At 71.9% G+C, this 21,745-nt stretch carries 23 protein-coding genes and 1 tRNA gene; 13 read left to right on the top strand and 11 right to left on the bottom strand.

Translation table 11 applies throughout. From position 1 onward, the window contains the following. The 4 genes from ACF09E_RS13130 to ACF09E_RS13145 form a co-directional block, all read right to left on the bottom strand. Nucleotides 1–609: a DNA-binding response regulator gene (locus ACF09E_RS13130; RefSeq protein WP_392205257.1), complete on the bottom strand. Its 609-nt coding sequence runs from the start codon at nucleotides 607–609 to the stop codon at nucleotides 1–3. A 58-nt stretch (nucleotides 610–667) separates the two neighbouring features. Next, nucleotides 668–931, bottom strand: a complete 264-nt coding sequence (locus tag ACF09E_RS13135; RefSeq protein ID WP_392205645.1) for a YdeI/OmpD-associated family protein — start codon at nucleotides 929–931, stop codon at nucleotides 668–670. Next, complete coding sequence (locus ACF09E_RS13140; protein WP_392205258.1) at nucleotides 892–1,551, bottom strand: glyoxalase; 660 nt, start codon at nucleotides 1,549–1,551, stop codon at nucleotides 892–894. Before ACF09E_RS13140 ends, ACF09E_RS13135 begins: the two co-directional genes overlap by 40 nt. Nucleotides 1,552–1,736: 185 nt before the next feature. Next, nucleotides 1,737–2,273: a DM13 domain-containing protein gene (locus ACF09E_RS13145; RefSeq protein ID WP_392205259.1), complete on the bottom strand. Its 537-nt coding sequence runs from the start codon at nucleotides 2,271–2,273 to the stop codon at nucleotides 1,737–1,739. A gap of 394 nt (nucleotides 2,274–2,667) precedes the next feature. Between ACF09E_RS13145 and ACF09E_RS13150 the strand changes: the two genes are divergently transcribed. Further along, nucleotides 2,668–3,924, top strand: coding sequence for an extracellular solute-binding protein (locus ACF09E_RS13150; RefSeq protein ID WP_392205260.1), 1,257 nt, complete (start codon nucleotides 2,668–2,670; stop codon nucleotides 3,922–3,924). Nucleotides 3,925–4,109: 185 nt separating this feature from the next. Further along, nucleotides 4,110–4,661, top strand: a complete 552-nt coding sequence (locus tag ACF09E_RS13155; RefSeq protein WP_392205261.1) for a DinB family protein — start codon at nucleotides 4,110–4,112, stop codon at nucleotides 4,659–4,661. A 59-nt stretch (nucleotides 4,662–4,720) separates the two neighbouring features. Here ACF09E_RS13155 and ACF09E_RS13160 read toward each other — a convergent pair whose 3' ends face one another. Then, the gene (locus tag ACF09E_RS13160) at nucleotides 4,721–5,740 is read right to left on the bottom strand and encodes a hemolysin family protein (protein ID WP_392205262.1); all 1,020 of its coding nucleotides are present in this window, start codon (nucleotides 5,738–5,740) and stop codon (nucleotides 4,721–4,723) included. Continuing rightward, on the bottom strand, nucleotides 5,737–7,053 hold the full coding sequence (locus ACF09E_RS13165; RefSeq protein ID WP_392205263.1) for a hemolysin family protein: 1,317 nt from the start codon (nucleotides 7,051–7,053) through the stop codon (nucleotides 5,737–5,739). The genes ACF09E_RS13160 and ACF09E_RS13165 overlap by 4 nt, the downstream gene beginning before the upstream one ends. A gap of 903 nt (nucleotides 7,054–7,956) precedes the next feature. On the opposite strand from ACF09E_RS13165, the gene ACF09E_RS13170 reads away from it, so the two are divergent. The 3 genes from ACF09E_RS13170 to ACF09E_RS13180 all read left to right on the top strand — a co-directional run bounded on the left by ACF09E_RS13170 (nucleotide 7,957) and on the right by ACF09E_RS13180 (nucleotide 10,003). Further along, on the top strand, nucleotides 7,957–8,964 hold the full coding sequence (locus ACF09E_RS13170) for a sporulation protein (protein WP_392205264.1): 1,008 nt from the start codon (nucleotides 7,957–7,959) through the stop codon (nucleotides 8,962–8,964). 141 nt (nucleotides 8,965–9,105) lie between these two features. Next, on the top strand, nucleotides 9,106–9,681 hold the full coding sequence (locus ACF09E_RS13175; RefSeq protein WP_392205265.1) for a TerD family protein: 576 nt from the start codon (nucleotides 9,106–9,108) through the stop codon (nucleotides 9,679–9,681). A gap of 70 nt (nucleotides 9,682–9,751) precedes the next feature. After that, nucleotides 9,752–10,003: a twin-arginine translocase TatA/TatE family subunit gene (locus ACF09E_RS13180; RefSeq protein WP_392205266.1), complete on the top strand. Its 252-nt coding sequence runs from the start codon at nucleotides 9,752–9,754 to the stop codon at nucleotides 10,001–10,003. A 111-nt stretch (nucleotides 10,004–10,114) separates the two neighbouring features. Here the strand turns inward: ACF09E_RS13180 and ACF09E_RS13185 are convergent, their stop codons facing one another. Next, nucleotides 10,115–11,239 (bottom strand): phosphatidylserine/phosphatidylglycerophosphate/cardiolipin synthase family protein, encoded by a 1,125-nt coding sequence (locus ACF09E_RS13185; RefSeq protein WP_392205267.1) that lies wholly within the window; start codon nucleotides 11,237–11,239, stop codon nucleotides 10,115–10,117. 695 nt (nucleotides 11,240–11,934) lie between these two features. Then, on the bottom strand, nucleotides 11,935–12,543 hold the full coding sequence (locus tag ACF09E_RS13190) for a DUF2867 domain-containing protein (protein WP_392205268.1): 609 nt from the start codon (nucleotides 12,541–12,543) through the stop codon (nucleotides 11,935–11,937). A gap of 98 nt (nucleotides 12,544–12,641) precedes the next feature. Here ACF09E_RS13190 and ACF09E_RS13195 point away from each other — a divergent pair, with 98 nt between their 5' ends. Beyond that, nucleotides 12,642–13,199, top strand: coding sequence for a TetR/AcrR family transcriptional regulator (locus ACF09E_RS13195; RefSeq protein ID WP_392205269.1), 558 nt, complete (start codon nucleotides 12,642–12,644; stop codon nucleotides 13,197–13,199). Nucleotides 13,200–13,313: 114 nt separating this feature from the next. Here the strand turns inward: ACF09E_RS13195 and ACF09E_RS13200 are convergent, their stop codons facing one another. Next, nucleotides 13,314–14,426 (bottom strand): hypothetical protein, encoded by a 1,113-nt coding sequence (locus tag ACF09E_RS13200; protein WP_392205270.1) that lies wholly within the window; start codon nucleotides 14,424–14,426, stop codon nucleotides 13,314–13,316. Between the two features lie 873 nt (nucleotides 14,427–15,299). Between ACF09E_RS13200 and ACF09E_RS13205 the strand changes: the two genes are divergently transcribed. Then, nucleotides 15,300–15,950: a fasciclin domain-containing protein gene (locus ACF09E_RS13205; RefSeq protein ID WP_392205646.1), complete on the top strand. Its 651-nt coding sequence runs from the start codon at nucleotides 15,300–15,302 to the stop codon at nucleotides 15,948–15,950. Nucleotides 15,951–16,345: 395 nt separating this feature from the next. On the opposite strand, the gene ACF09E_RS13210 is transcribed toward ACF09E_RS13205, so the two are convergent. Further along, nucleotides 16,346–16,666, bottom strand: coding sequence for a hypothetical protein (locus ACF09E_RS13210; RefSeq protein ID WP_392205271.1), 321 nt, complete (start codon nucleotides 16,664–16,666; stop codon nucleotides 16,346–16,348). A gap of 192 nt (nucleotides 16,667–16,858) precedes the next feature. On the opposite strand from ACF09E_RS13210, the gene ACF09E_RS13215 reads away from it, so the two are divergent. The 5 genes from ACF09E_RS13215 to ACF09E_RS13235 all read left to right on the top strand — a co-directional run bounded on the left by ACF09E_RS13215 (nucleotide 16,859) and on the right by ACF09E_RS13235 (nucleotide 20,619). After that, on the top strand, nucleotides 16,859–17,227 hold the full coding sequence (locus ACF09E_RS13215) for a hypothetical protein (protein ID WP_392205272.1): 369 nt from the start codon (nucleotides 16,859–16,861) through the stop codon (nucleotides 17,225–17,227). Nucleotides 17,228–17,465: 238 nt separating this feature from the next. Next, nucleotides 17,466–18,035 (top strand): GNAT family N-acetyltransferase, encoded by a 570-nt coding sequence (locus tag ACF09E_RS13220; RefSeq protein WP_392205647.1) that lies wholly within the window; start codon nucleotides 17,466–17,468, stop codon nucleotides 18,033–18,035. A gap of 224 nt (nucleotides 18,036–18,259) precedes the next feature. Then, nucleotides 18,260–18,991, top strand: coding sequence for an ATP-grasp domain-containing protein (locus ACF09E_RS13225; protein WP_392205648.1), 732 nt, complete (start codon nucleotides 18,260–18,262; stop codon nucleotides 18,989–18,991). A 175-nt stretch (nucleotides 18,992–19,166) separates the two neighbouring features. Further along, on the top strand, nucleotides 19,167–19,949 hold the full coding sequence (locus ACF09E_RS13230) for an SAM-dependent methyltransferase (RefSeq protein ID WP_392205273.1): 783 nt from the start codon (nucleotides 19,167–19,169) through the stop codon (nucleotides 19,947–19,949). A gap of 130 nt (nucleotides 19,950–20,079) precedes the next feature. Continuing rightward, entirely contained in the window at nucleotides 20,080–20,619 is a 540-nt protein-coding gene (locus ACF09E_RS13235) for an RICIN domain-containing protein (RefSeq protein WP_392205274.1), read from the top strand. A 186-nt stretch (nucleotides 20,620–20,805) separates the two neighbouring features. Here the strand turns inward: ACF09E_RS13235 and ACF09E_RS13240 are convergent, their stop codons facing one another. Beyond that, on the bottom strand, nucleotides 20,806–21,480 hold the full coding sequence (locus tag ACF09E_RS13240) for an SDR family NAD(P)-dependent oxidoreductase (protein ID WP_392205275.1): 675 nt from the start codon (nucleotides 21,478–21,480) through the stop codon (nucleotides 20,806–20,808). Between the two features lie 185 nt (nucleotides 21,481–21,665). Between ACF09E_RS13240 and ACF09E_RS13245 the strand changes: the two genes are divergently transcribed. After that, nucleotides 21,666–21,742: transfer RNA gene (locus ACF09E_RS13245), tRNA-Trp, on the top strand. Nucleotides 21,743–21,745: the final 3 nt, after the last annotated feature.

Raw genomic sequence — 21,745 nt, forward strand, 5'->3', positions numbered from 1 at the left:
CTACGTCAGCCAGCCCTGCTCCCGCGCGATCCTCACCGCGTCGAGCCGGGTCCGGGCGTCGAGTTTGGTGACGGCGGCACCGAGATAGTTCCGCACCGTGCCCTGCGACAGATGCAGTTCTCGGGCGATCCTCGGGAGTTCGGCGCCGTCGGCGGCCAGTCGGAGGACATCGGTCTCCCGGGCGGTCAGCGGGCTCTGCCGGGCGAGGAGCGCCGCCGCGGCCAGCTGGGGGTCGATGACGTGCTCCCCCGCAGCCACCCGGCGGACCGCGTCGGCAAGCCGGTCCGGCGGGGCGTCCTTCAGCATGAACCCGTTCACCCGGGCCGCGAGGGCCGACCGCAGTACCTCCGGACGACCGAGCACGGTGAGGATCAGGATCCGGCACTCCGGAAGTGTGTCGCCCAGCGCCCGGGCCGCCGCGAGACCGTCCATGCCGGGCATCTCGATGTCGAGGACCGCCACCGTCGGCCGGTGGGCGAGCGCGGCGGGGACCACGGCGTCGCCCCTGCCGACTTCGGCCACGACGTCCATGTCGGGCTCCAGCCCCAGCAGGGCCACCAACGCACCGCGGATCAGATGCATGTCCTCGGCCAGCAGAATCCGGATCACGAGCGCCCCCCGCACCTCGATCGACTCGATGATCCGGATGATAGCGAGCCGCCCGGGGTCAGCCCCGGAGAGCGGCGACCGCCTGCTCGATGCGGCGACGGCGCGTCTCGGGCCTCATCGCGCTCTCGACGGCCCGCACGTGCTCGCGCCGGCGACCGGGTGTGAGGCCCTCGTACGCGGCGCGGGCCACGGAGTCGTCGTCCAGCGCCCGTGCGAGGTCCGGGGGGACGACGACGACGCGCGGCTCGGTGTCGAGCGCCAGCGGCCGGCGGGACGGGGCGGTCAGTCCTGCGCGGGCGCGGGCGGCCCGACGGGCTCCCAGGCGAAGCCGTCCAGGTCGGTGAAGGCGTCGGCGGAGCCCCCGAGGACGACGCGGTGCGAGCCGGTGCCGTCGACGGGGACGCCGAGGTCCTTGGCGAGGGCGCGGCGCTTGTAGAGCGCCAGCTTCACGGGGCAGGAGCGGCCGGCGGCGAACTCGGCGTACTTGCCGCCGAAGCTCCTGGCCACGGTCAGGCCCCGACCGACGTAGAACTCCCTGGTGGCCTTGACGTCCTCGACGCCGATCAGCAGGACGACCTCGTCGATCTCGCGGGTGGCGGGGCCGGTGTCCTTCTTCGCCGAGGTCGCGATCTTCCAGATCGCACCGTCCGGCGCCTGGACGACCCCGCCGTAGCCCCACAGGGACTTCGCGGCGGGCTTCAGCACGGTGGCGCCGGCCTGCACGGCGGCCTCGACGAAGCCGTCGACGGTGGCCGGGCCGGAGACGGTGAGCGCCATGGTGAAGCCGCGGAATCCGGTGCTGTGCGCCTCGGACGCCCGAAGGGCGATGCAGGCGTCCACGCCGAAGGCGCGGTAGAAGCGGCGGGCGGCCTCGGGGTCCGCCACCTCAAGGGTGACGGAGACGAGGGACGTGGTGACTGCGGTGTCCGTGGTGGTTGCCATGCAGACAACGCTAGGGACCGTCCGGCGGCCGGGCTTCTTGATTCCTGACCACCTGACGGGGCGGGCCGGGTCGCGTACGCACGGCGGGGTGCCGGGCACCTCCACATGGCGCGGGGGCCGGGCCGCGTACGCACGGCGGGGTGCCGGGCCGCGTACGCCGGACTCCCCCGCCCGTACGCCTCCGCCTACGCCGTCGCCTCGGCGAGCTCCGCCGCGCCGAAGGACACGTCGAAGCGATCGCACCAGATCGCGACGCTGGAGTAGTCGCCGAGGCTCAGGCCGGCCGGGATCGCGTAGTTCTGATCGCCCTTGTTGCCTTTGAGCTTGCCCAGGCTGATGTGCTTCCCGTCGTCGAACACGCGCCAGCCCGCCGTGCCCTCCTTGACCGGGGCGTCCGTGAGCCAGACGCGCAGGTCGGGCCCGTTGCTCGTGTCGAGCCCCTCCAGCCTGAGCAGATGGGAGCCGTCCGCCAGGCGGACGACCCTGGCCGTGCCCCTGGTGGCGTGCTCATGGCTGATGAAGGAGCCCTCCGTCAGGGTCACCGGCCCGGCCGGCGGCGCCGGGGTCGTGGGCCCGGCGCCCGAGGGGGCGGCGGTCGGCTTCCCGGGGGCGGCGGGCAGGGCTTCGCTGACCGTCCGGTCCTGCCAGAGCCTCCACGGCTGGAACCAGTACAGCCCCACGGCCAGGGCTGCCGTCAGTGCCGTGACGAGAGCGATCGTCATCGGCCCGCGCCTGCCACGTACCCGCTTCATCCCACGTCTCCCCGCTCCGCGTGGCACCCGACAGCCGGGTGCGTCCCGGTCGCATTGAACCGAACGCCGGCCGCCCGGGCCAATGCGCCCCGAGGGCGGCGACGTGGCCCGGCTGTCGCCCGGCCTGAGGCACTCCCCTTCGTCCATGCTCCACTCCGTAGCCCCTGGTGGACATGACGGAGGGTCTACGCGCATCATTCCGGGCCTTGTTCCTAGCGGAAGACACCACCGGGAATGGCCGCACTTGGAGCTAAGGCCACACATGTTCGACAAAGTGCGAAAGAGGGACGTGTGCGGGAGAGAATTCCGGACGCACTGTCCAAAAGATCCAGAGGAAACACCCGTGCGAAGAAGACTCTTCGGTATGACCGCCTCGGCGGCCGCGTTCGGAATCCTGGGCTCCCTCGTGACGGCCTGCGGCTCGCCCGAGAGCGACGGAACGACGCTGCGGCTCGTGGTCCCCGAATACGGCAACAGCCCGGCGACCAGCTCCAAGGGGTACTGGGACCAGCTGTCCGTGGCCTTCAGCGCGGCCCACCCCGGCAAGAAGATCGAGGTGACGCTCTACCCGTGGGCGGACGTGGACCGCGAGGTCACGCGCATGGTCGCGGAGAACAACGCCCCCGACGTGGCCCTCATGGGCGCGTACTCCGATTTCGTCGCGCAGGACCGCCTTTACGCGGCCAGCGAGGTGATGTCGATCAGAACGGAGTCGAACTTCCTGCAGCCCCTGGCGGAGGCGGGCTCGATCCGGCGCAATCTCTACGGTCTGCCTTTCGTGGCGAGCAGCCGGCTGCTCTTCTACAACAAGGAACTCTTCGAGAAGGCGGGCGCAAAGCCCCCGAAGACCTGGTCGGACCTGAAGGAGGCGGCCGAGGCGCTCAAGGAGCAGAACGTCCTCTACCCGTACGCGCTCCCGCTCGGCCCCGAGGAGGCGCACGCGGAGGCGCTGATCTGGGAACTGAGCAACGGCGGCGGGTACACCGACGGCAGCGGCGCCTACAGCATCGCCTCCGAGCAGAACACGGCGACGTTCCGCTGGATCAAGGACAACCTGGTCACGCCCGCCCTCACCGGCCCGGTCCCCCCGGCGCAGCTCAACCGGCAGGACGCCTTCGCGGCCTTCCTGCGCGGTGACGTCGGCATGGTCAACGGCTACCCCTCGCTGCTCCACGAGGCCAAGGCGAAGGGCATCGAGGTCGGGACGCTGCGCATGCCGGTGTCGGACACCCTCGAGGACGGGAAGGTCCCGCCGGCCGCGGGCGTCGCCGACTGGATGATGGCCTTCAAGCGCGAGGGCAACCGCGAACTGGTCGGTTCGTTCCTGAACTTCGTCTACGAGGACAAGAACCTCAAGGAGTTCGCCGGACGCTACAAGCTCCTTCCGTCGACGGTGACCGCCAACCAGGATTCGGAGAACGCGGCCGACGACCCCAGCGCCGAGCAGTTCCTGAGCGCCCTGCGCACGGCCGAGCTCTACCCGGTCGACGACCCTTCCTGGCTCCAGGTCAGCAACACCATCAAGCGCAACATCGGCAAGGCCGTCGCCCCGGACGCCGAGCCGAAGGCCGTGCTGGAGGACATAGCGCGGCAGGCCGAGGAGGCGTCGAAGGACAAGTAGGCGCAGCACGAGCAGCGGTCTGGGCCCTGTCGTCAGGGTGCCAGGGAACCGGCGGCGACGGCCGCACCCCTCCCCCGGTTCCGCCTCCCGCGCCGGCCGCCCGATCGGCGGCGCCTCCTACGGATCCGCCGCGTGGCAGGTCGCCCTCGGCGCGCCCCCGGATCCGTTCGCTAGGGTCATCGATCATGACCCAGCACACGGCCGACGCATGGCCGGAACCTCCCCTCGCCGGCACCGAAGCGGAAGCCGTCGTCGGCGCACTCGAACGCCAGCGGGCCACGCTCGCCTGGAAGTGCTCCGGCCTGGACTCGTACGGACTGCACACGGCACTCGGCCCGTCCACGATCACGCTCGGCGGGCTGCTCAAGCACCTGGCGCACGTGGAGGACAGCCACTTCGCACGGCTGTGGCTCGGCACGCCCGTCGGCGCCCCGTGGGACGAGGTCGACTGGGAGAGCACCCCCGACTGGGACTACCGCTCCGCCGCCGGCGACACCCCGGAGCGGCTGCTCGCCCTCTGGCAGGAGTCGGTCGCCCGCTCCCGCGCCGTCGTCGACGAGGCCCTCTCCACGGGCGGGCTCGACCAGCTGGGCGCCTTCACCACGAGCGACGGCGAGCGCCCCAACCTCCGGCGCATCCTCCTCGACCTCGTCGAGGAGTACGCCCGCCACGCCGGTCACGCCGACCTCATCCGTGAGTCCGTCGACGGGCTCACGGGCGAGGACCCTCCCCGGTAGGGCACCGGCGGGGCGGAGCGGCCCTCGTCGGGCGAGGAGGCCGGGGCGCCCCGCCGCCGTCAGACCGTCTGGGGCCCCATCAGGCGGACCAGGAGGTCGTCGAGGCTGACCAGACCGGTGAGCGTCCCCTGGTCGTCGCGTACGACGGCGAGCGAGGAGCGGCGGCGGCGCAGCTGCTCGACGGCCTCGGACACCGTGGTGGCCGTGGTCAGTTCGGGTACGGGGCGGGCGAGGTCGCGGGCCGTGCGCGCGCGTCCTCGGGTACGGGCGACCAGGGCGTCCCGGGCGTGCACGGAGCCGAGGAGGTGGTCGCCGTCGCGGACCAGCAGACGGGAGCGGTCGGCCTCGGAGGCCCGGGCGAGGAGCATGTCGAGGTCGGCGTCGGCCGGCACGGTGACGATGTCCGCGGCCGGGGTCTGGAACTCCGCCAGGGGGGTCTGCGGTTCGATCAGCGAGCGGGTGATGAGCTGGGAGTCGGTCTTGTTGATGAGGCCGAGGCGCTCGGACTCCTCCACGAGGTGCGTGAGCTGTTCGCGGTTGTGGACGGCCGTCAGCTCGTCACGGGGCTGGACCCGGCACAGCCGGACGAGGCCGTTGCTCACCTTGTTGAGGATCCAGAGCAGCGGTCGCACCACCTTGACGACGGCGCGGAAGGCCGGCGTGAGGAGCATCGCGGACCGCTCGGGGTGCGCGATGGCCCAGGACTTGGGTGCCATCTCGCCGAGGACCATGTGGAGGAAGACGACGACGATCATGGCGACGGCGAACGCGATGCCGTAGCTGAGGGTCGTCGGGAGTCCCAGCCCGACCAGCAGGGGGTCCAGCTCGTGCGAGATCGCCGGCTTGGAGATGGAGCCGAGTCCCAGGGTGCAGATGGTGATGCCGAGCTGGGCGCCCGCGAGCATCAGCGACAGCTCGCGCATGCCGGCGAGCGCGGCCTTCGCTCCGCGTCGGCCCTCGGCGACGGCCTTCTCGATGCGGTGCCGCCTGGCGGCGACCAGCGCGAACTCGGCCGCGACGAAGAAGCCGCTGCCGACCAGCAGCAGGACGGTGATGAAGACGGCCATGGGGAAGCTCATGCCTGGACCTCCTCGGCGGCGGACGGGACGCGTGCGAGACGGACACGGTCGGGGACGTGGCGGTCGAGGCTGAGGACCTCGATGCGGACGTCGTCGACGGTGAGGCGGTCCCCGATGGTGGGGAAGCGGCCGAGGCGGTCGATGACGAGTCCGGCGACGGTGTCGTAGTCGTCGTCCTCGGGCAGCGTGATGCCGGTGGCGTCCTCGATCTCGTCGAGGCGCCGTCCGGCGTCGACGCGCCATCCGTCGCCGTCCGGGGCGGCCAGAGTCACCACCGTGTCGCTCTCGTCGGCGATGTCCCCGACCAGTTCCTCGGCGATGTCCTCGTACGTGACGACGCCGGCGACGCCGCCGTGCTCGTCCAGGACGACGGCGAACTCGTCGTCGCGCTCCCGCATCTGCGCGACGGCCTGCGGCAGCGGCAGCGTGTCGGGGAGCAGCAGCGGGCGCCTGGCGGCCTCGCCCGCCGTCGTGGTGGCGAAGACCGCGGCGGGCAGGCGCATGAGCTCGTTCACGCCCAGGACTCCGGCGATGTCGTCGGGGTGGTCGCCGAGGACGGGGTAGTTCGAGTGGCCGTGCCGGGCGATCAGCTCCACGGCTTCGTCGAGTGTGGCGTCCTTCCGTACGAAGACGGCGTCCGCGCGGGGCACCATGACCTCGCTCATGGTCCGCTCGGAGAACTCCAGGGCGTGGTCGAGCAGCTCGGCGGTGTCGAGCGGCAGCTCGCCCTGCTGGTGGGACTCGCCGATGAGGTGGCTGAGCTCTTCGAGGGTGGCGCCGTGGTGCAGTTCCTCGACCGGCTCGATGCCGACCTTGCGCAGCACCTTGTTGGCGGCGCTGTCGAAGACGTGCACGACGGGGCCGACGACCTTCAGGTAGAGGAGGGTGGAGGGGGCGAGGGACTTGGCGAGCCGTTCGGGGACGGCGAGGGCCAGGTTCTTGGGCGCGAGTTCCCCGAGGACCATCTGCAGGACCGTCGCCACGACGAAGGCGAGGACGACGGAGATCACCGAGACGGCGCCGTCGGAGAGGCCGGTGCCGTCCAGCGCGGGCTTGAGCAGCGCGGAGACGGACGGTTCGGCCAGGAAGCCGACGACCAGGCCGGTGACGGTGATGCCGAGCTGGGCGCCGGACAGCATGAACGAGAGCCGTTCGAGGACCTTCAGCGCGCGGGCCGCCCGCTTGTCCCCCGTCTCGGCCTCGCGGGCGAGCGCGAGCCGGTCGGCGGCGACGTAAGCGAACTCCTGGGCGACGAAGTAGCCGGTTCCGGCGGTCAGGACGAGGACGGCCAGGAGGCCGAGAGCGGCGTTCATCGGGCGCACCCCTCCGGGGTGGCGGTGGACGTCGGTCTGGCGGACAAGAAGCGGCTCCTTGCAGAAGGGACGGGGTCTTGGAAGGGAGTATCGGGGGTGCGGAGGACGACGCACCGGAGGCGGGAGGCCGCGTCACACGGCGGTGTGAGGGCGGTGGGTTCGTCGCGGTGGTCCTCGGGGGTCACACGGCCGAAGGGGGCTCGGAGGCGGCAGGTGCCGGGAGCGGGACCCGGGCCGGCGCATGCGGCCGGGTGGCGGTCGCGCGGAGGGCGGCCGCAGGGGCGGGTCCGGGCGCAGGCACGGATCCGGACGCACGTACGGCGGGTCCGGGCGCAGGCAGGGATCCGGGCGCCGGTGAGGCGGCGCGGGCCGGGGCGGTCCCGGGGGCAGGGAGCAGCTGGAGGACGTCGTTCACCGCGCCACGCCCGCTCGCTCGCCGGACGGCGGGGCAGGGTTCGGCGCGGCCGGTACTCGGAGGCTCCATCGTGGGCCCGTGGCTCCTTCGCGGGAACGAGGTGGTGTGCGGACGGAGGTGGGAACCTCCGGTTTCTACACCCACTGTAAAGGACACGGGCCGCGTGTCCACTGTTCGATCACTCACACGCCACGGGTCGGGGCTCCGCTCGCCGCGGCACGGACGCCGTTGAGGACGCGCAGGCCCCACCACCCACACCCCTCCCCCGATCGCCGAGAAGCGCCTCGGCAGCAGCTTGAAGGCTGTTTTCGGACTTTCCTCGTGAACCTGTCGGGACGTCACTTCGCATCGCCGCACCGCCTTTATGCTCTACACCGTTGTAGAGCTCAGCGGGATGGGTGCACGCCCTCCCCCGACCCGCGGAGGACCGCTCCGCGGGTGGCCCGGCCCCCCGGATCACAGGTACGAACGAAGGAGTGGACGCCACGATGGTGTTCAAGAGACTGCTCGGCTCGCTCGGTGTCGGCGGCCCCGCCGTGGACACGGTGCTCGACCCGGGTGCGGCGATCCCCGGAGGAACGCTCAGCGGGCAGGTGCACCTCACGGGCGGCGGCGCCGACTTCACCATCGAGCACATCGCCCTGGAACTCGTCGCCCGCGTCGAGGCCGAGCACGACGGCGGCGAGTCCGAGGGCACGGTCGCCTTCGAACGCTTCATCGTCGGCGGGAACTTCCGCCTCGCCGAGGGCGAGCGGCGCAGCATCCCCTTCAGCGTGACGCTCCCCTGGGAGACGCCGATCACGGAGCTGTACGGCCAGGGCCTCGGCATCGCGCTCGGCGTGCGGACCGAGCTCGGCGTCGCGGGCGCCAAGGACAAGGGCGACCTGGACCCCGTCGCCGTGCGCCCGCTCCCCGCCCAGGAGGCGATTCTGGAGGCCCTGGGGCAGCTCGGCTTCGGTTTCAGGTCCGCCGACCTCGAACTCGGCCACATCCGGGGAACCGGTCAGCAGCTGCCGTTCTACCAGGAGATCGAGCTCACCCCCGCCCCGCGGTACGCGCACCAGGTCGCCGAGATCGAGGTGACGTTCCTGGCCGGACCGACGGGACTCGACGTCGTCCTGGAGGCAGACAAGCGCGGCGGGATGTTCTCCGAGGGCCACGACGCCCTCACATGTTTCACCGTCGGCCACCAGGGGGTCGAGCACGTCGACTGGAACGCGGAGGTGGACGGCTGGGTCCGCCGGCTGGTCGAGAGCCGCACTCCTCACGCCGCCCATGCGCCGCACGCTCACGGCGGGTACGACGGGCACCACGGGGAGGACCACGGTCACGGTCACGACCGGCGCTCCGGCCCCGGCATGGGCACCGCCGTCGCCGCGGGCGCCGCCGGGCTCGCGGTGGGCGTCGTCGGCGGCATGGTGGCCGCCGAAGTCGTGGACGAGGTGGGCGACTTCTTCGAGGGGGGCGACGAAGGCGACGCGGACGACGAGGGCTGACCTCCGCCCCGAACGCATGAGAAGCGGGGAGGGGGACACCGGGCCCCCTTCTCATACGTTTCTACATCACTGTAGATTCGACTGTTCCATCACACTGCGGTTCGACGCGAGCGTCCGACGCACGGCACGGAAGGAAACGACATGGGTGTGAGCCTCGCCAAGGGCGGCAACGTCTCGCTGAGCAAGGAGGCGCCGGGGCTGACCGCCGTACTCGTCGGCCTGGGCTGGGACGTGCGCACGACGACGGGCAGCGACTACGACCTCGACGCGAGCGCCCTGCTGCTGAACGAGGCCGGCAAGGTCGGCTCCGACCAGGACTTCGTCTTCTACAACAACCTGACCAGCCCGGACGGTTCGGTCGAGCACACCGGTGACAACCTCACGGGCGAGGGCGACGGTGACGACGAGGCCATCAAGGTGAACCTCGCGGCGGTGCCCGCCCAGGTGGCGAGGATCGTCTTCCCCGTCTCCATCCACGACGCGGACAACCGCGGCCAGAGCTTCGGCCAGGTGCGCAACGCCTTCATCCGCGTCGTGAACCAGGCCGGTGGCGCGGAGCTCGCCCGGTACGACCTGTCGGAGGACGCCGCGACCGAGACCGCCATGGTCTTCGGCGAGCTCTACCGGCACGGCGGCGAGTGGAAGTTCCGCGCGGTCGGGCAGGGGTACGCCTCCGGTCTCGCCGGCATCGCGTCCGACTTCGGCGTCAGCGTCTGACGCCGGCTCCGCCGTTCTTGAGCAGCCCGCTCCACACCTCTGAAGCAGTCCGGCGAGAAAGCGGAGAGCAGTGTTCGGAATCAGCGAGATCGCGATCATCCTGATCGTCGTCATCGTCCTGCTGGGCGCCAAGAGGCTCCCCGAGCTGGCCCGCAACGCGGGCAAGGCGGCCCGCATCCTCAAGAGCGAGGGCAGGGCGATGAAGGCGGACGGTGCCGCCGTCGAGCCCCAGGCCACCTACCAGGTGAAGCAGCCCCACCCGGGCGATCGCCCGGCCGCGGACGACCCGCGCGACGCCGACTCGGGCCGGCCCCGCGCCTGACCGGACAGTCGTGCCCGTCCCGGCCTGGACCGGGACGGGCACGGCCTCGCCCCGCGGGGCGAGGGGGCACGCCCGGTGTCGCCGGATGCCCCGGTCACACCGGGCGTCCGGTCACTGCAGGACGGCCTGGGCCCGCATGGCGAGGAAGTTCGCCTTGTAGGCGTCGTGCGTGGCGGCGCCCTCCAGACGGATCAGGGCCTCGTCGTTCTCCCGCAGGGAGGAGACGTCCAGGTTGTGCGAGCCGGTGAAGGTCCACTTCGTGTCCGGGTGCCCGGCGTAGTTGCCCTCGACGAGCAGGTACTTCGAGTGGACGAAGTAACCGCCGGCATCGAGGTGGTAGGGCTTGATCCGGGCGTGGCCCTGCAAGACCGGAAGGTCGTTGGAGTCCTTGTAGACGATCTCGATCCAGCAGTCCTGGTCGGCGAGCGAGCGCAGCTTCGTCGCGATCTCGTCCCGGTGCAGGGCCCACGCGGAGATCCGCACGATCGTCTTGTGGGACGTCGTGCCGGTGGTCGTGTTCCCGGTGCAGGAGACGTTGTTCAGGAACCCGAGCACGACGTCGCCGCTCTGCTGCGGGAAGAAGTAGTACTTCGCGTCGCCGGCCTCTCCCGTCCGGTAGTAGTCGCTGTTCTTGCTCATGGCCGCGAGGTCGTTGAAGTACGCGGTGTACGCCGTGTAGAGGGCGGTGTTGCCCACGACCGTGGAGGCGTTGTTCCACTGGCGGGTGGTGGACGACACCGTCTGGTTGGCGGAGCTCTGGATCACCACGTCCTCCGCGACGCCCGCGTCGCCGACGCGGGAGAACGTGAAGAACTTGTTGTGGTTGATCGGATTGGTCCCGCCCGCCGCGATGCAGGCACCGCCCGCGCTGCACACCTGCACCCAGGAGTTCTGGGACTTGTCGGTGCCGAGGGCGGCGATCAGGTTCTGGGCGGGCGCCGGAGCGGGGGCCTCGACGGACTTGTGGTCGAGGACCACGCGGACGTTGACGCCGCGCTGGTCGGCGGCGACCAGGGCGTCGGTGAAGTCCTGGTCCTGCATGACGTACAGGGCCGCCCGCAGGGTGCGTCCCGCCTGGGTCTTGTCGATCGCCCCGATGATGTGGTTCTTCACGGCGTCCTGCTCGGCCGCCGTCCCCTTCGGGTTGTTGAAGACGGCGCCCGTGACGACGGGCGGCGCGTCCTCGGCGGCGGCGGGGGCGACAAGCGAGAGAACGAGGGCGAGGGCGACCGACACGGCCGCCCAGAAACGCTGGCGTATGACTCCTCCTCGGCTGGATGGTGGCATGAGCCTGCCATGCCGTACGACGGGGGGAATCGGAGGGTCCCCGAATCCACCCGGCGAACCGCCGCGCACCTGGGCGGCTGCGTGGCTCGGCCGCAGGCTCTCGGGGCGCGAGGCGTGGTGGTGGGTTCCCGTCACGGCGGCCGCGGCGGCGCTCCCGGCCGTGCCGCCCCTGGTTCCGCTCACGGAAGCGGGCATCGCGGTGGGCATCGCGGGATGGGTGACCGCCCGGAAGCGGGCGGACGGAGCACGCGTGAGGTCCCGAACGCCGAGGTCACAGGGGTGGGCGGCCCGCTGGTGGCAGCGGGTGGGAAGTTTTCCGGAAGAGGGGGGTGTGAAGTGTGTGAGGCAGGGCAGGCGGGGGCTGAGCGCGTGGGACCGCTCATGGCGTCGACTGGCTTGCCGGTTCCCCCTTCCTGGCAAGCCGGGGCGCACTCGGACGGCCCGCACCCGGCAGGTGTGCGGGCCGTCCGACAAGACTCCGAAGGTGTACACATCGGCCCCTCCGCCGGAGCCCGCGGCGGAACCGCGCGGCGTCGTCACGGCCTGCGGGCCGCCCCCCGGCGACCGGACCGGCCCCGGGGCGCTCCGCAGGGCGATCGAAGCGACCGAGTCCGCGAGCTCCGTGACCGTTCACACGGACGCCCTCAGGAGGTCGTGCGCCGCGTCGTGTTCTCCCGCCACTGCCGTCCGATCGACCGCATCAGGGCCGGGTAGACCCCCAGGTAGCGGAAGGGCTTGATGCCGAGCATGTACAGCGAACCGAAACGGCCGTTGGGCTTCACAAGCACGGCCATCTGGCCGCGGTAGCCGCCGTTCCCGTCCGGGACCCAGCCGATGTGCATCACTCCGTGCATCGTCTTGTTCGCGCACTCCGCGGCCCACTCGTCGTGTGTCTGGAAGACCGAGGTGAAGGGCGCCGTGCCGAGGTCCGGTCCCCGCGGCCCCTTCCGGAGGTCGTCCGGCAGCCGGTCGCGCAGCGTCGCCACCCGGCCGCCGACGCCCGAGTCCGGTGTGTCCCATCCGAGCAGCGCGCCGAGCTTCCAGCGGACCGCGAACAGGAACCGTCCCACCGGGTTGCCGCCGTCCGGGCCCTTCCTGCCGTCCGCCATCTGCCGGACCAGGAGGTGCAGGTCGTCCGGGCCGCCGGGCGTCGGCAGCACCCACACGTCCTCGACCCCGAAGTCGGGGGCGATCTCGTGGATCCGCCAGGGACGGGACGTGTGGGCGGTGGTGGGGAGGCGCAGATCGCTCATGACAGACCCCTGTCTATACGGTGGCGTATAGACCGAGCATAGACCCCTCTATACGGCTCCGTATACTTGCCCGGGCGACAGGAAGAGGAGACACACCGATGGGCACGATCCGAACGCCGCGGGACAAGTGGATCGAGGAGGGCCTGCGCGCGCTGGCCTCGGGCGGCCCCGAGGCCGTGCGGGTCGAGGTGCTCGCCCAGGCGCTCGGTGTCAGCAAGGGCGGGTTCTACGGCTACTTCCGCAACCGCGCCGCCCTGCTGGAGGAGATGCTCGACAGCTGGGAACGCGGGGTCACCGAGGACGTCATCGAGCGGATCGAGCGCGACGGCGGCGACGCCCGCGAACGACTGGGCCGGCTCTTCGACTTCGTCGGTTCGAGCGAGACGCCGGTGACCGACCCCGGGGTGGAGCTCGCGATCCGCGACTGGGCCCGGCGCGACACGGACGTCGCGCGACGCCTCCGCGGCGCCGACAACCGGCGGATGGACTACCTGCGCGGGCTCTACGGCGACTTCTGCCCCGACGAGGGCGAGGTCGAGGCCCGCTGCCTCATCACCTTCTCCCTCCGCATCGGCGACCACCTCATCGCCGCCGACAACGGCCCGCGCAGCCGCGGGGAGGTCCTCGGAACCATCAGGAAACGCCTGCTCGGATGAGCGCCGGCCGGCGCGGGGCCCGAGGCCGGCCGTCGACTCCCCGCGCGGCAGCCGCCGGACCGCCGGGCCCCTCACCGAGGAACCCGGCACGCGCCGCTCAGCGACCAGGGGCTTTCAGCGACCCATCCCGTACACCTTCGACGTCGAGCCGGGACGGACCCGGGAACGCTTCACCGCGGCGCCACGCGCCGCCTCGAAGGCCCTGACCGCCTGCCCGTCCTTGCGCCAGGGGTCGGCTCCGCACCACGCCCCGATGAGCCGGAACTGCTCCAGCGCGGGCGCGTAGAGCATCGACCGGAGCATGTAGTACGCGAGCAGGTGCCGCAGGGCCGGCAGGCGCTCGTCGTCGGGCGCGACCAGTTCGAACGAGGCCGCGACCTGCTTGAGCGTCTTCCTCGCCATGGGCGTGACCGGCACCGTGTCGGTGGTGGACCGTGCGGTGAGCTCACCGAGGGCGTGCAGGTAGATACCGGCGAGCGGGCTGCCGGGCGGTGCCGTGCGGACCGCCCGGCGGGCGAAACGCATCATCCGCCGGTCGCTGCCGAACCACTTCGCGCACCAGTACTGGAGGGCCTGCCAGTGCCCTTCGTAGTGGTGGGGGGCCCGGGCGACGAGCCCCTCCCAGAGGGGCTTGAAGCGGGCCCGCTTGTACTGGGCTCCGCGCGCCGCCGTGATCATGACCACCCAGGGACCGGGGTTGGCCGGGTCGAGCAGCGCGGCCCGCTCCGCCGCCTCGATCGCCGCGGGGAGCATCGCGCGGAAGCGGTCCATGTCCGAGGACATGACCTCGTGGGCGTAGCCGCCGCCACGGATCTCCCAGGCGCGGTGGACCATGATGCTCGCGCGGAGCGTGGCCGCGTCGCAGTCGCCGGGCTCGGCGGCGACCCAGGCGTCGAGCCAGGCGTCGTCCTCGCGGGCGACCTGCTGGAGGAGTTCCAGCCGTGCCCAGCGCTCGTCCCAGTCGTCCCCGGCCTCGGAGACGTACCGCCGGGCGGCCTTCCAGTCGCCGCCCCATGCGGCGTCGGCCACCGACTGACGCTCCTGCGCGCGGTGTTCGGGCGGGGGCGGACCCGCTCGTCGCGAGTCGAGCACCTCGCGGGGCGGTAGCCCGTAGTCGGTCGCCACGAACTCGGTTTCGACCCAGCGGCCCACGGGACGCGAGGTTCCGGCGATGCGGTAGAGCACAACGAGGAGCACGCCGAGTATGACGGCGTTGGAGATGGTCACGACGGGGAATCATCCACGAAGCGATCACGCTCCGCAATGGTTCAGGCCAACGATAAGGCGAGGTCAGAGGGTTGAGGCCGAGCCGTGATCCTTCTGCGGCGGCTCGACCGATGGCACCCGTGTCACCGCTGTTCCGCCGGAGGCGCCGGACGGCCGGGCCCGCGCGTCAGGCTCCGGGACCCAGGGATCCGGACGGGAACGGTCCTGGAGGTACACCGATGTGGTGCCGACGGCGTGAGGACCGGCCGGGACCGGCAGGGTGGGGAGGGTCATGCGGTGCATGGTCGCCGCCCGGGCCCCGGTTGCGCCATCAGGGAGATCCCCGATGCGTGGAACGTCCGTCGCGCGCAGCGGGCCGCCGACGGGTCCTGTCCACTCCGGCTTCCAGGAGCACCTGGGGAGGCCGGAGAGGAAGTCCCCGCGCGAGCGCGGCCGGACGGCAACACGCGAGGCGTCGTTCACTCATTGGGGTGACAGACCCATCCGCCGGGCGCGGGCCGCCGAATGTCCCATGTGAGCAGCTTCCGCAGCACCCTCATCCGCACCGCGGCGGGCGCGACGCCGACCGGTCTCCCGGTCGCCTTCGCGTCGTCGGGCGAAGGCGCGCCGGCCACCCGGCCGGCTCGCCGCGTGAGCGGATTCCGCGCTGTGGGGTCCGGTGTGGCCCGCGTGGCCGCCGCGGCGGCCGGTGTGACCGCCCTGGCGGCCGCCGCGGCCGGGGCGTTCGGCCACCGGTGGTGCGCGATGCGGCAGAGCCCAGGCTCGGCCGCTCGCCTCACCTCACGCCGGCCGTTCCACCTGCTCGTCTCCGACCACTCGATCCACCCCACCGACAAGACCCGCCTCGGGCCCTTCTTCAAGGAGTCGAAGAACATGAACAGCAAGAAGATCCGCCGTACCGCGATCGCCGTCGCCGCGGCTGCTCTGCTGCCCTTCTCCCTGGCCGCGTGCAGCGATTCGGGCAGCGACACCAAGGCCGGTCCCTCCGCGAGCGCGGACGACGCGGCCAAGACCACGGCGAGCACGCCCGCGGACGACGGCATGACGGACGGGGAGCCCTTCGGCCCGGCGTGTGCCGGGGTGCCCAAGGAGGGCGCCGGCTCCTTCGACGGGATGGCAAAGGACCCGGTGGCCACCGCGGCCTCCAACAACCCTGCCCTGTCGACCCTGGTGACCGCGGTCAAGAAGGCCGGTCTGGTGGACACGCTCAACAACGCGAAGGACATCACGGTCTTCGCCCCGACCAACGACGCCTTCGCGAAGATCCCGAAGGCGGACCTCGACAAGGTCCTGGCCGACAAGGCCACGCTCACCAAGATCCTCACGTACCACGTCGTGGGTCAGCCGCTCACCCCGAAGCAGCTGGAGAACGGCAGCTTCGAGACCCTGCAGAAGGGCATGATCACCACGACCGGCTCGGGCGAGTCCTACAAGGTCAACGGCACCGCGAACGTGGTCTGCGGCAACGTGAAGACGGCCAACGCCGACGTCTACATCATCGACACCGTACTGATGCCGAAGTAACGACCGCGCACGCGAAGCCAGCCTCGGCCGGCCCCGGCTCGTGGCTCCGCCCTCGTCTCCGGGGGCAGGCGGAGCCACGAGCCGGGCATCGCGCGAAGCTTCACCTTCGACGCGACCGCACGACAGGCCGACCGCGCGGCCCGCGGACCCGAACCGGCCGGCGGGATGCGGGGCGAGAGCCCGCTACCGACGGGTGGCGGCGCCCCCGAGGCGTACGGTTCGGGGATCCGGCGGTGTCATCCACCGGCCCCGCCGCGCGCGTTGCGACACGGAAGCGCATGATGGGCGTACCGCCCGCCCGGGAAGCCACTTCGCACGTTGTCACCGGGCGGGCCTCTCAGAGGCAGCCCGAGATCGGCACCGCGCCGACCACCTGTCGGCCGGGCTTCGAGACGTCACAGGCCCGTCGCGTCCCTGGCCTTCTTCAGCACGGAGTCGAGCGCGGCCAGTCGTCCGTCGCGTCGCCTCTCCCGGTCCGCCCTGTCCTGCGGCACCAGACGTGCGGCGACCTCCACGGCGTACGCGTCCGGGTCGCCGAACGCGGCCCGCGGGTGGTCTCCCGTCTCCGCGCAGTGCGTCGTGACCTCCTTGACCGCCTGGAGCACGACCGGCCGGTCCACGCCCGGTTGCATCGCCAGCCGCACCTGGAAGCGCGCCATCCACTTCTCGCGGTCCTTCTCCCGCGCCGCGTCCGACGTCTCGTCCTTCGTCGCCACGTGCTCTCCCGGTCGGTCGGAAACGGTCCTCGCGAGAAGGGACGTCGAGGAGCGGGCACGGGTTGCCTGCGTGAGCCGCCTTCCTCCCGCCGACCGTGGGCAGCACCCGGACCGCGGACCTGCGACGGCGAGGGCGCGCCCGTCCTTGCCGGGTCCCCGAGCGACCGGGCGCGGCCGGGGAGCATGGTTCGCATGACCACTGAACACCCCGCCGAACGGGACGGCACCGGGCACGACCGGTTCGCCGCCTTCTCGGAACGGGCATCCAACCTCACCAGCTCCCCGCTGTTCTACGCCCTGTGCGTCCTCCTGGTCGTCGGCACGGTCGTCCTGCACTTCCTGCACCCGCCGCTGTCCTGGCTGATCTTCGCCGGCGACGTCATGGCGGCCGTCAACCTCCTCCTTCTCGCCCTCCTGAAGAACACCGAACAGCGTGACACCCACGCCCTCCAGCGGAAGCTGGACGCCATCGCCGCCGCACTGCTGGAGCAGCGCGAGGGCGAGAGCCACGAAGCGGCCGACGCGTTGCGCGACGCCATCCGCATGGAGAAGGACCAGTGAGCACGCGGGCGGCGGATGCGACGGGGTCCCGTGACGAGGGCCGGGGGCGCTGAGGGGACTTCGGCGTGTTCGCCCCGCCGTCTCCCGCCGGAGCAGCCGTCCGGTGGTGGCGGGGGTGCCGAGCCCTGGCCTGGCGGGACGACGGTGCGGCCGCTGCCGGAAAACACGTGGCCGCCGGGGATGCGGAGTGCGAGGATCGGCCCGCACTTTGATCCACATCCGCGTCCCGGAGGTCCGCATGGACGTCGCCCCGCTGCTGCCGCTGACCACGGCACGGTTGTCCCTGCGCCTCTTCGTCCCCGGCGACGCGGACGGCCTGTACGCCTACCAGAGCCTGCCGGGCGTGGCGCGGTACCTGTACCGGCCGGCGCACACCCGCGAGCGCAGCGAGCAGGTCGCGGCCGAGCGGGCCACGCAGACGGTCTGGCTCGCCGGCGGGGACAAGCTGGCGCTCGCCGTCTGCCGACGTGACGAGCCCGGCCTCCTCGGCGAGGTGAGCCTCACCCTGGCCGATGCCCGCGCGGCCCAGGCCGAGATCGGCTGGACGCTCGACCCGGGGCACCAGGGCCACGGCTACGCGACCGAGGCGGCCACGGCGCTGGCCGCGTTCGCCTTCGAGACGCTGGGCGTGCACCGCCTCTACGCGCGGCTGGACGTGGAGAACACCGGCTCGGTGCGCGTCTGCGAACGCCTCGGGATGCGCCGGGAGGCGCACCTGGTGGAGAACGACCTCGACGGGGACCGCTGGGGCAGCGAGTACATCTACGCGGCGCTGGCGGCGGACCTCGGTGGTCGAGCGTCCGGCTGAGCCGCGGCAAGCGGGCAGGGGCGGCCGGACAGGGGCACCTCTCCGCCGTCCTGCCGATCGGGGGTGGGTCCGCGCAGGTCAGGGGACTCGTCGCCGGTCTCCTCGCGCCGTGGTCGCCGCCGGAAATCCGCGGGCGGACCGCGCGCGATCTGTCTAGCCTGGCGGCCTGCACATCACGAGGGAGAACTGCGGTGCTGGTCATGCCCGGACGGCGGACGTCCACGATGGAACTGCTGGCCGTCGAGGCGGCGGGGCGCGGGATGGAGGTCCGGGCCGCGGAGGACGTCGGCGCCGCCGCGGGGCCGGCGTACTGGTACGGCGGGCCGGCCGCCGGCGCGCGCATGGCCGCCCGGCTGGGCTTCGCGCTGCTCGAACCGTCGGACGACTGGCTCTCCGAGCTGCCGGAGGTGTTCACCGGGCGCGAGGTCCGCACGGCCACCGTCCTGGACGCCTGGGCCGTCGACCGGCCGACGTTCGTCAAACCGCCGCGGGAGAAGTCCTTCCCGGCGGACGTGTACGCGGACGGTTCGCGGCTGCCCGCCGACCTGGACCCCGCGACGCCCGTGCTCCTCTCCGAGGTGGTGACCTTCGCCGCCGAGTACCGGCTCTTCCTGCTCGACGGGCAGATCGCCGCAGGCAGTCGGTACGCGGTATTCGGCCGGCTCGATCCCCTGCCGCTCGACCGGAACGGCCCCCTCGCCGGGGAGATCGCCGAGTTCGTCGACCGTCTGGTCGCCGCAGCCGGCCCCTCCCTGCCGAGCGCCGTCGTCGTGGATGTCGGGCAGCTGCTCGACCCGTACAGCCCGGGTCACCGATGGGCCGTGGTGGAGGCCAACATGGCCTGGTTCTCCCACGCGTACGCCGCCGAACCGGCCCCCGTGCTGGACGTCGTGCTGCGGTCGGCCGGGCCGCGGGAGCTGGTGGGAGCGGCGGATCTGGCGTTCGTGCGGGACTGAGGCCGTGGTCCTCGCACGCCTCGCAAGCCGTCGGCCGGCCGGTGGACGCGACGTCGGGACCGACGTCGACACGTCCGTCCGCCTGTCCGTCCGGTCGACGAGCGCCGTGTGAACAACGGGTGTAACGCGCCACAACTGTACGAGAGTTGCGACCGCGCTGAGATACGTTGCACAGGTGACCGACATCGAAAGCCGCATCGACACGTCCCGGCCGCACACCGCCCGGATCTGGAACTACTGGACCGGCGGCAAGGACAACTACCCGGTCGACCGGGAGGCCGGTGACCAGATCCGCGCGCTGCATCCCGGAATCGGGGACTACGCCAAGGCGGACCGGCTGTTCCTGGGGCGTGCGGTGCGGTACCTGGCCGAGCAGGAGGGCATCCGGCAGTTCCTGGACATCGGTACGGGGCTCCCGAGCGCCGACAACACCCACGAGGTCGCCCAGCGCGTCGCACCCGAGGCGCGGGTCGTGTACGTCGACAACGACCCGCTCGTCCTCGCGCACGCCCGCGCCCTGCTGGTCGGGACGCCCGAGGGGCGGACCGACTACCTGGACGCCGACCTCAGGGACGTCGACACGATCCTGGCGGCCGCGGCGAAGACCCTCGACCTGTCGCGGCCGGTCGCGCTGATGCTCCTCGGGGTGGTCATCTTCGTCGAGGACGACGAGGAGTCGTACGCCGTCGTGAAGCGTCTGATGAACGCGCTCGCACCCGGCAGCCACCTCGTCCTCTCCCACACGGTCCGGCACCCCGACATGCCGGACGTGGACGCGGCGGTCGCGTTCTGGAACGAGCACGGGACCCCGAAGCTCACCCAGCGGACCCCCGCCGCCGTCACCCGCTACTTCGACGGCCTCGAACTCCTCGACCCCGGCGTGGTGTCCTGCTCCGCCTGGCGCGCGGACTCGGACACACCGGACGTCGCGATGTACGCGGGCGTGGGCCGCAAGTAGCGCTCAGAGGTGTGGCGGTTCGGCGGAGGCATGCTCCGGCAGCGCGACCGAGCATGCCTCCGCACCTGTGCGATCATGATCGTCGTTTTCCGGCCAACCGTCGGATCATCCCGCTTGATTGCAGAGGACCATGAAGCTCACCGTTTTCGCCCGTGCTCGACACGGCCTGCTCGCTCTCGCCGCCTCCCTCGGACTGGTCCTCGGCCTCTCGGTCGCTCCGGCCCAGGCGGCTGAGCCGACCTTCATCTACCTGGGAACCGTCGTGATCCAGAACGAGAACTCCGGGAAGTGTCTCGAGGTCGCGGACTGGAGCAAGGCGAACGGCGCGCCCGTCCGGCAGTGGACGTGCCACTACGGCGACAACCAGAAGTGGTACCGCTGGGGCGTTTCGAACGACGCCACGGCCTACTACTACATCAACGTCAACAGCGGAAAGTGCCTGGAGATCGCCAACTGGGCGACCGGGAACGGTGCGGCCGCAGACCAGTGGGGCTGCCACTACGGGCTCAACCAGCGTTTCTACGGCGGTTCCGGCCTCTCGATGGACTTCAGCTACTCCCCTCAGAAGTGCGTTGAGATAGCCGACTGGAGTGTGAACGACGGTGCCCCCGCACGGCTGTGGACGTGCACGTACAAGCCCAACCAGCTCTTCTCCATCAGGGCGGTGTGAGCCGGCGGCGGATCCCGGGGCTGAGCCCCGGGATCCGCCCGGCCTTGGCCGCCGACCCCGCCACCCCCGTCCGGTGGTTCTCGAGGCTCCCCGCTGCTCCGCCTGCCTCGCCCGGCCGCGGCGGGGGCGCCGTGCAGGACGGCCCGGTCCTCCTCGCCGCACAGAGCCGGAACCCTGGAGCCCCGCCTACCCTCCGTCCCCCAGCCGGGCCGCCAGTGGCGCGATGACGTGTTCCTCGACCGCGCGGGCCGTCTCCTCCCCCTCCGGGAGGGACGGGGGACTGCCGATCGCCGGGCGTTGCGCGAAGCCGTTGTCGAGGTGGGGCATGCGGACGTCCAGGACGGAGATCCCGGCGCGGCGCGCCTCACGGCCGACGACGGACAGCCAGGCGGCCAGCGCCGTCTTGCTCGCCGCGTAGTCCGCGGTCCCGAGGAGCGGCCGGTCCACGATGACGCCGGTGACGACGGACACCGCACCGCCCGGCGGCAGGACGCGCAGCGCACCGCGGGCCACGGCCATCGGCGCCTGCGCGTTCACCGTCATCAGATGCTCCGCGACGGTCTCCGGCACCTCCGCCGCCGGGGAGAAGCCCGCCACCCCCACGGCGACGACCACCGCGTCGAGCCCGCCCAGGGCCTCGTGCGCCCAGGGGGCGAGTTCCTCGCAGGCGGCCAGGTCGTACGCCTCGAATCCACGGTGCGGGCAGCCTCCCAGCTGTTCCGCTCGCGAGGCCAGGCGCTCCCGGTCGCGTCCCGCGAGCGCCACGGTGGCGCCGAGCCGTGTCAGAGCCTCGGCAGCGAGTCCCCCGACGCTTCCCGTGGCACCCACCACGAGCGCGCGCGTTCCGCCGTCGACGACCATGGCGGTCTCCTCCCTGGGTGCCGGTCCGGTTCCGTCCCTCATTCCCGTTTCGCCGGATCGGCCGTGACCGGATGCGCGCCCCGCGCCGCGGCCGGAAGTCGCCCTAGGCAGGGGTCGCGGACACCATCGCTGCGGAAAATCAGTGGTCTCTGATCCTTTTCGGTGTCACGCTGTCTGCACACCGAAGGGGTGTAGCTCAGATGGCCAGAGCGCCGGTCTCCAAAACCGGATGTCGCAGGTTCGACTCCTGTCACCCCTGCCATTC

It is taken from the genome of Streptomyces sp. NPDC014891 (assembly GCF_043081085.1).
In the GTDB taxonomy this organism is placed as follows: domain Bacteria; phylum Actinomycetota; class Actinomycetes; order Streptomycetales; family Streptomycetaceae; genus Streptomyces.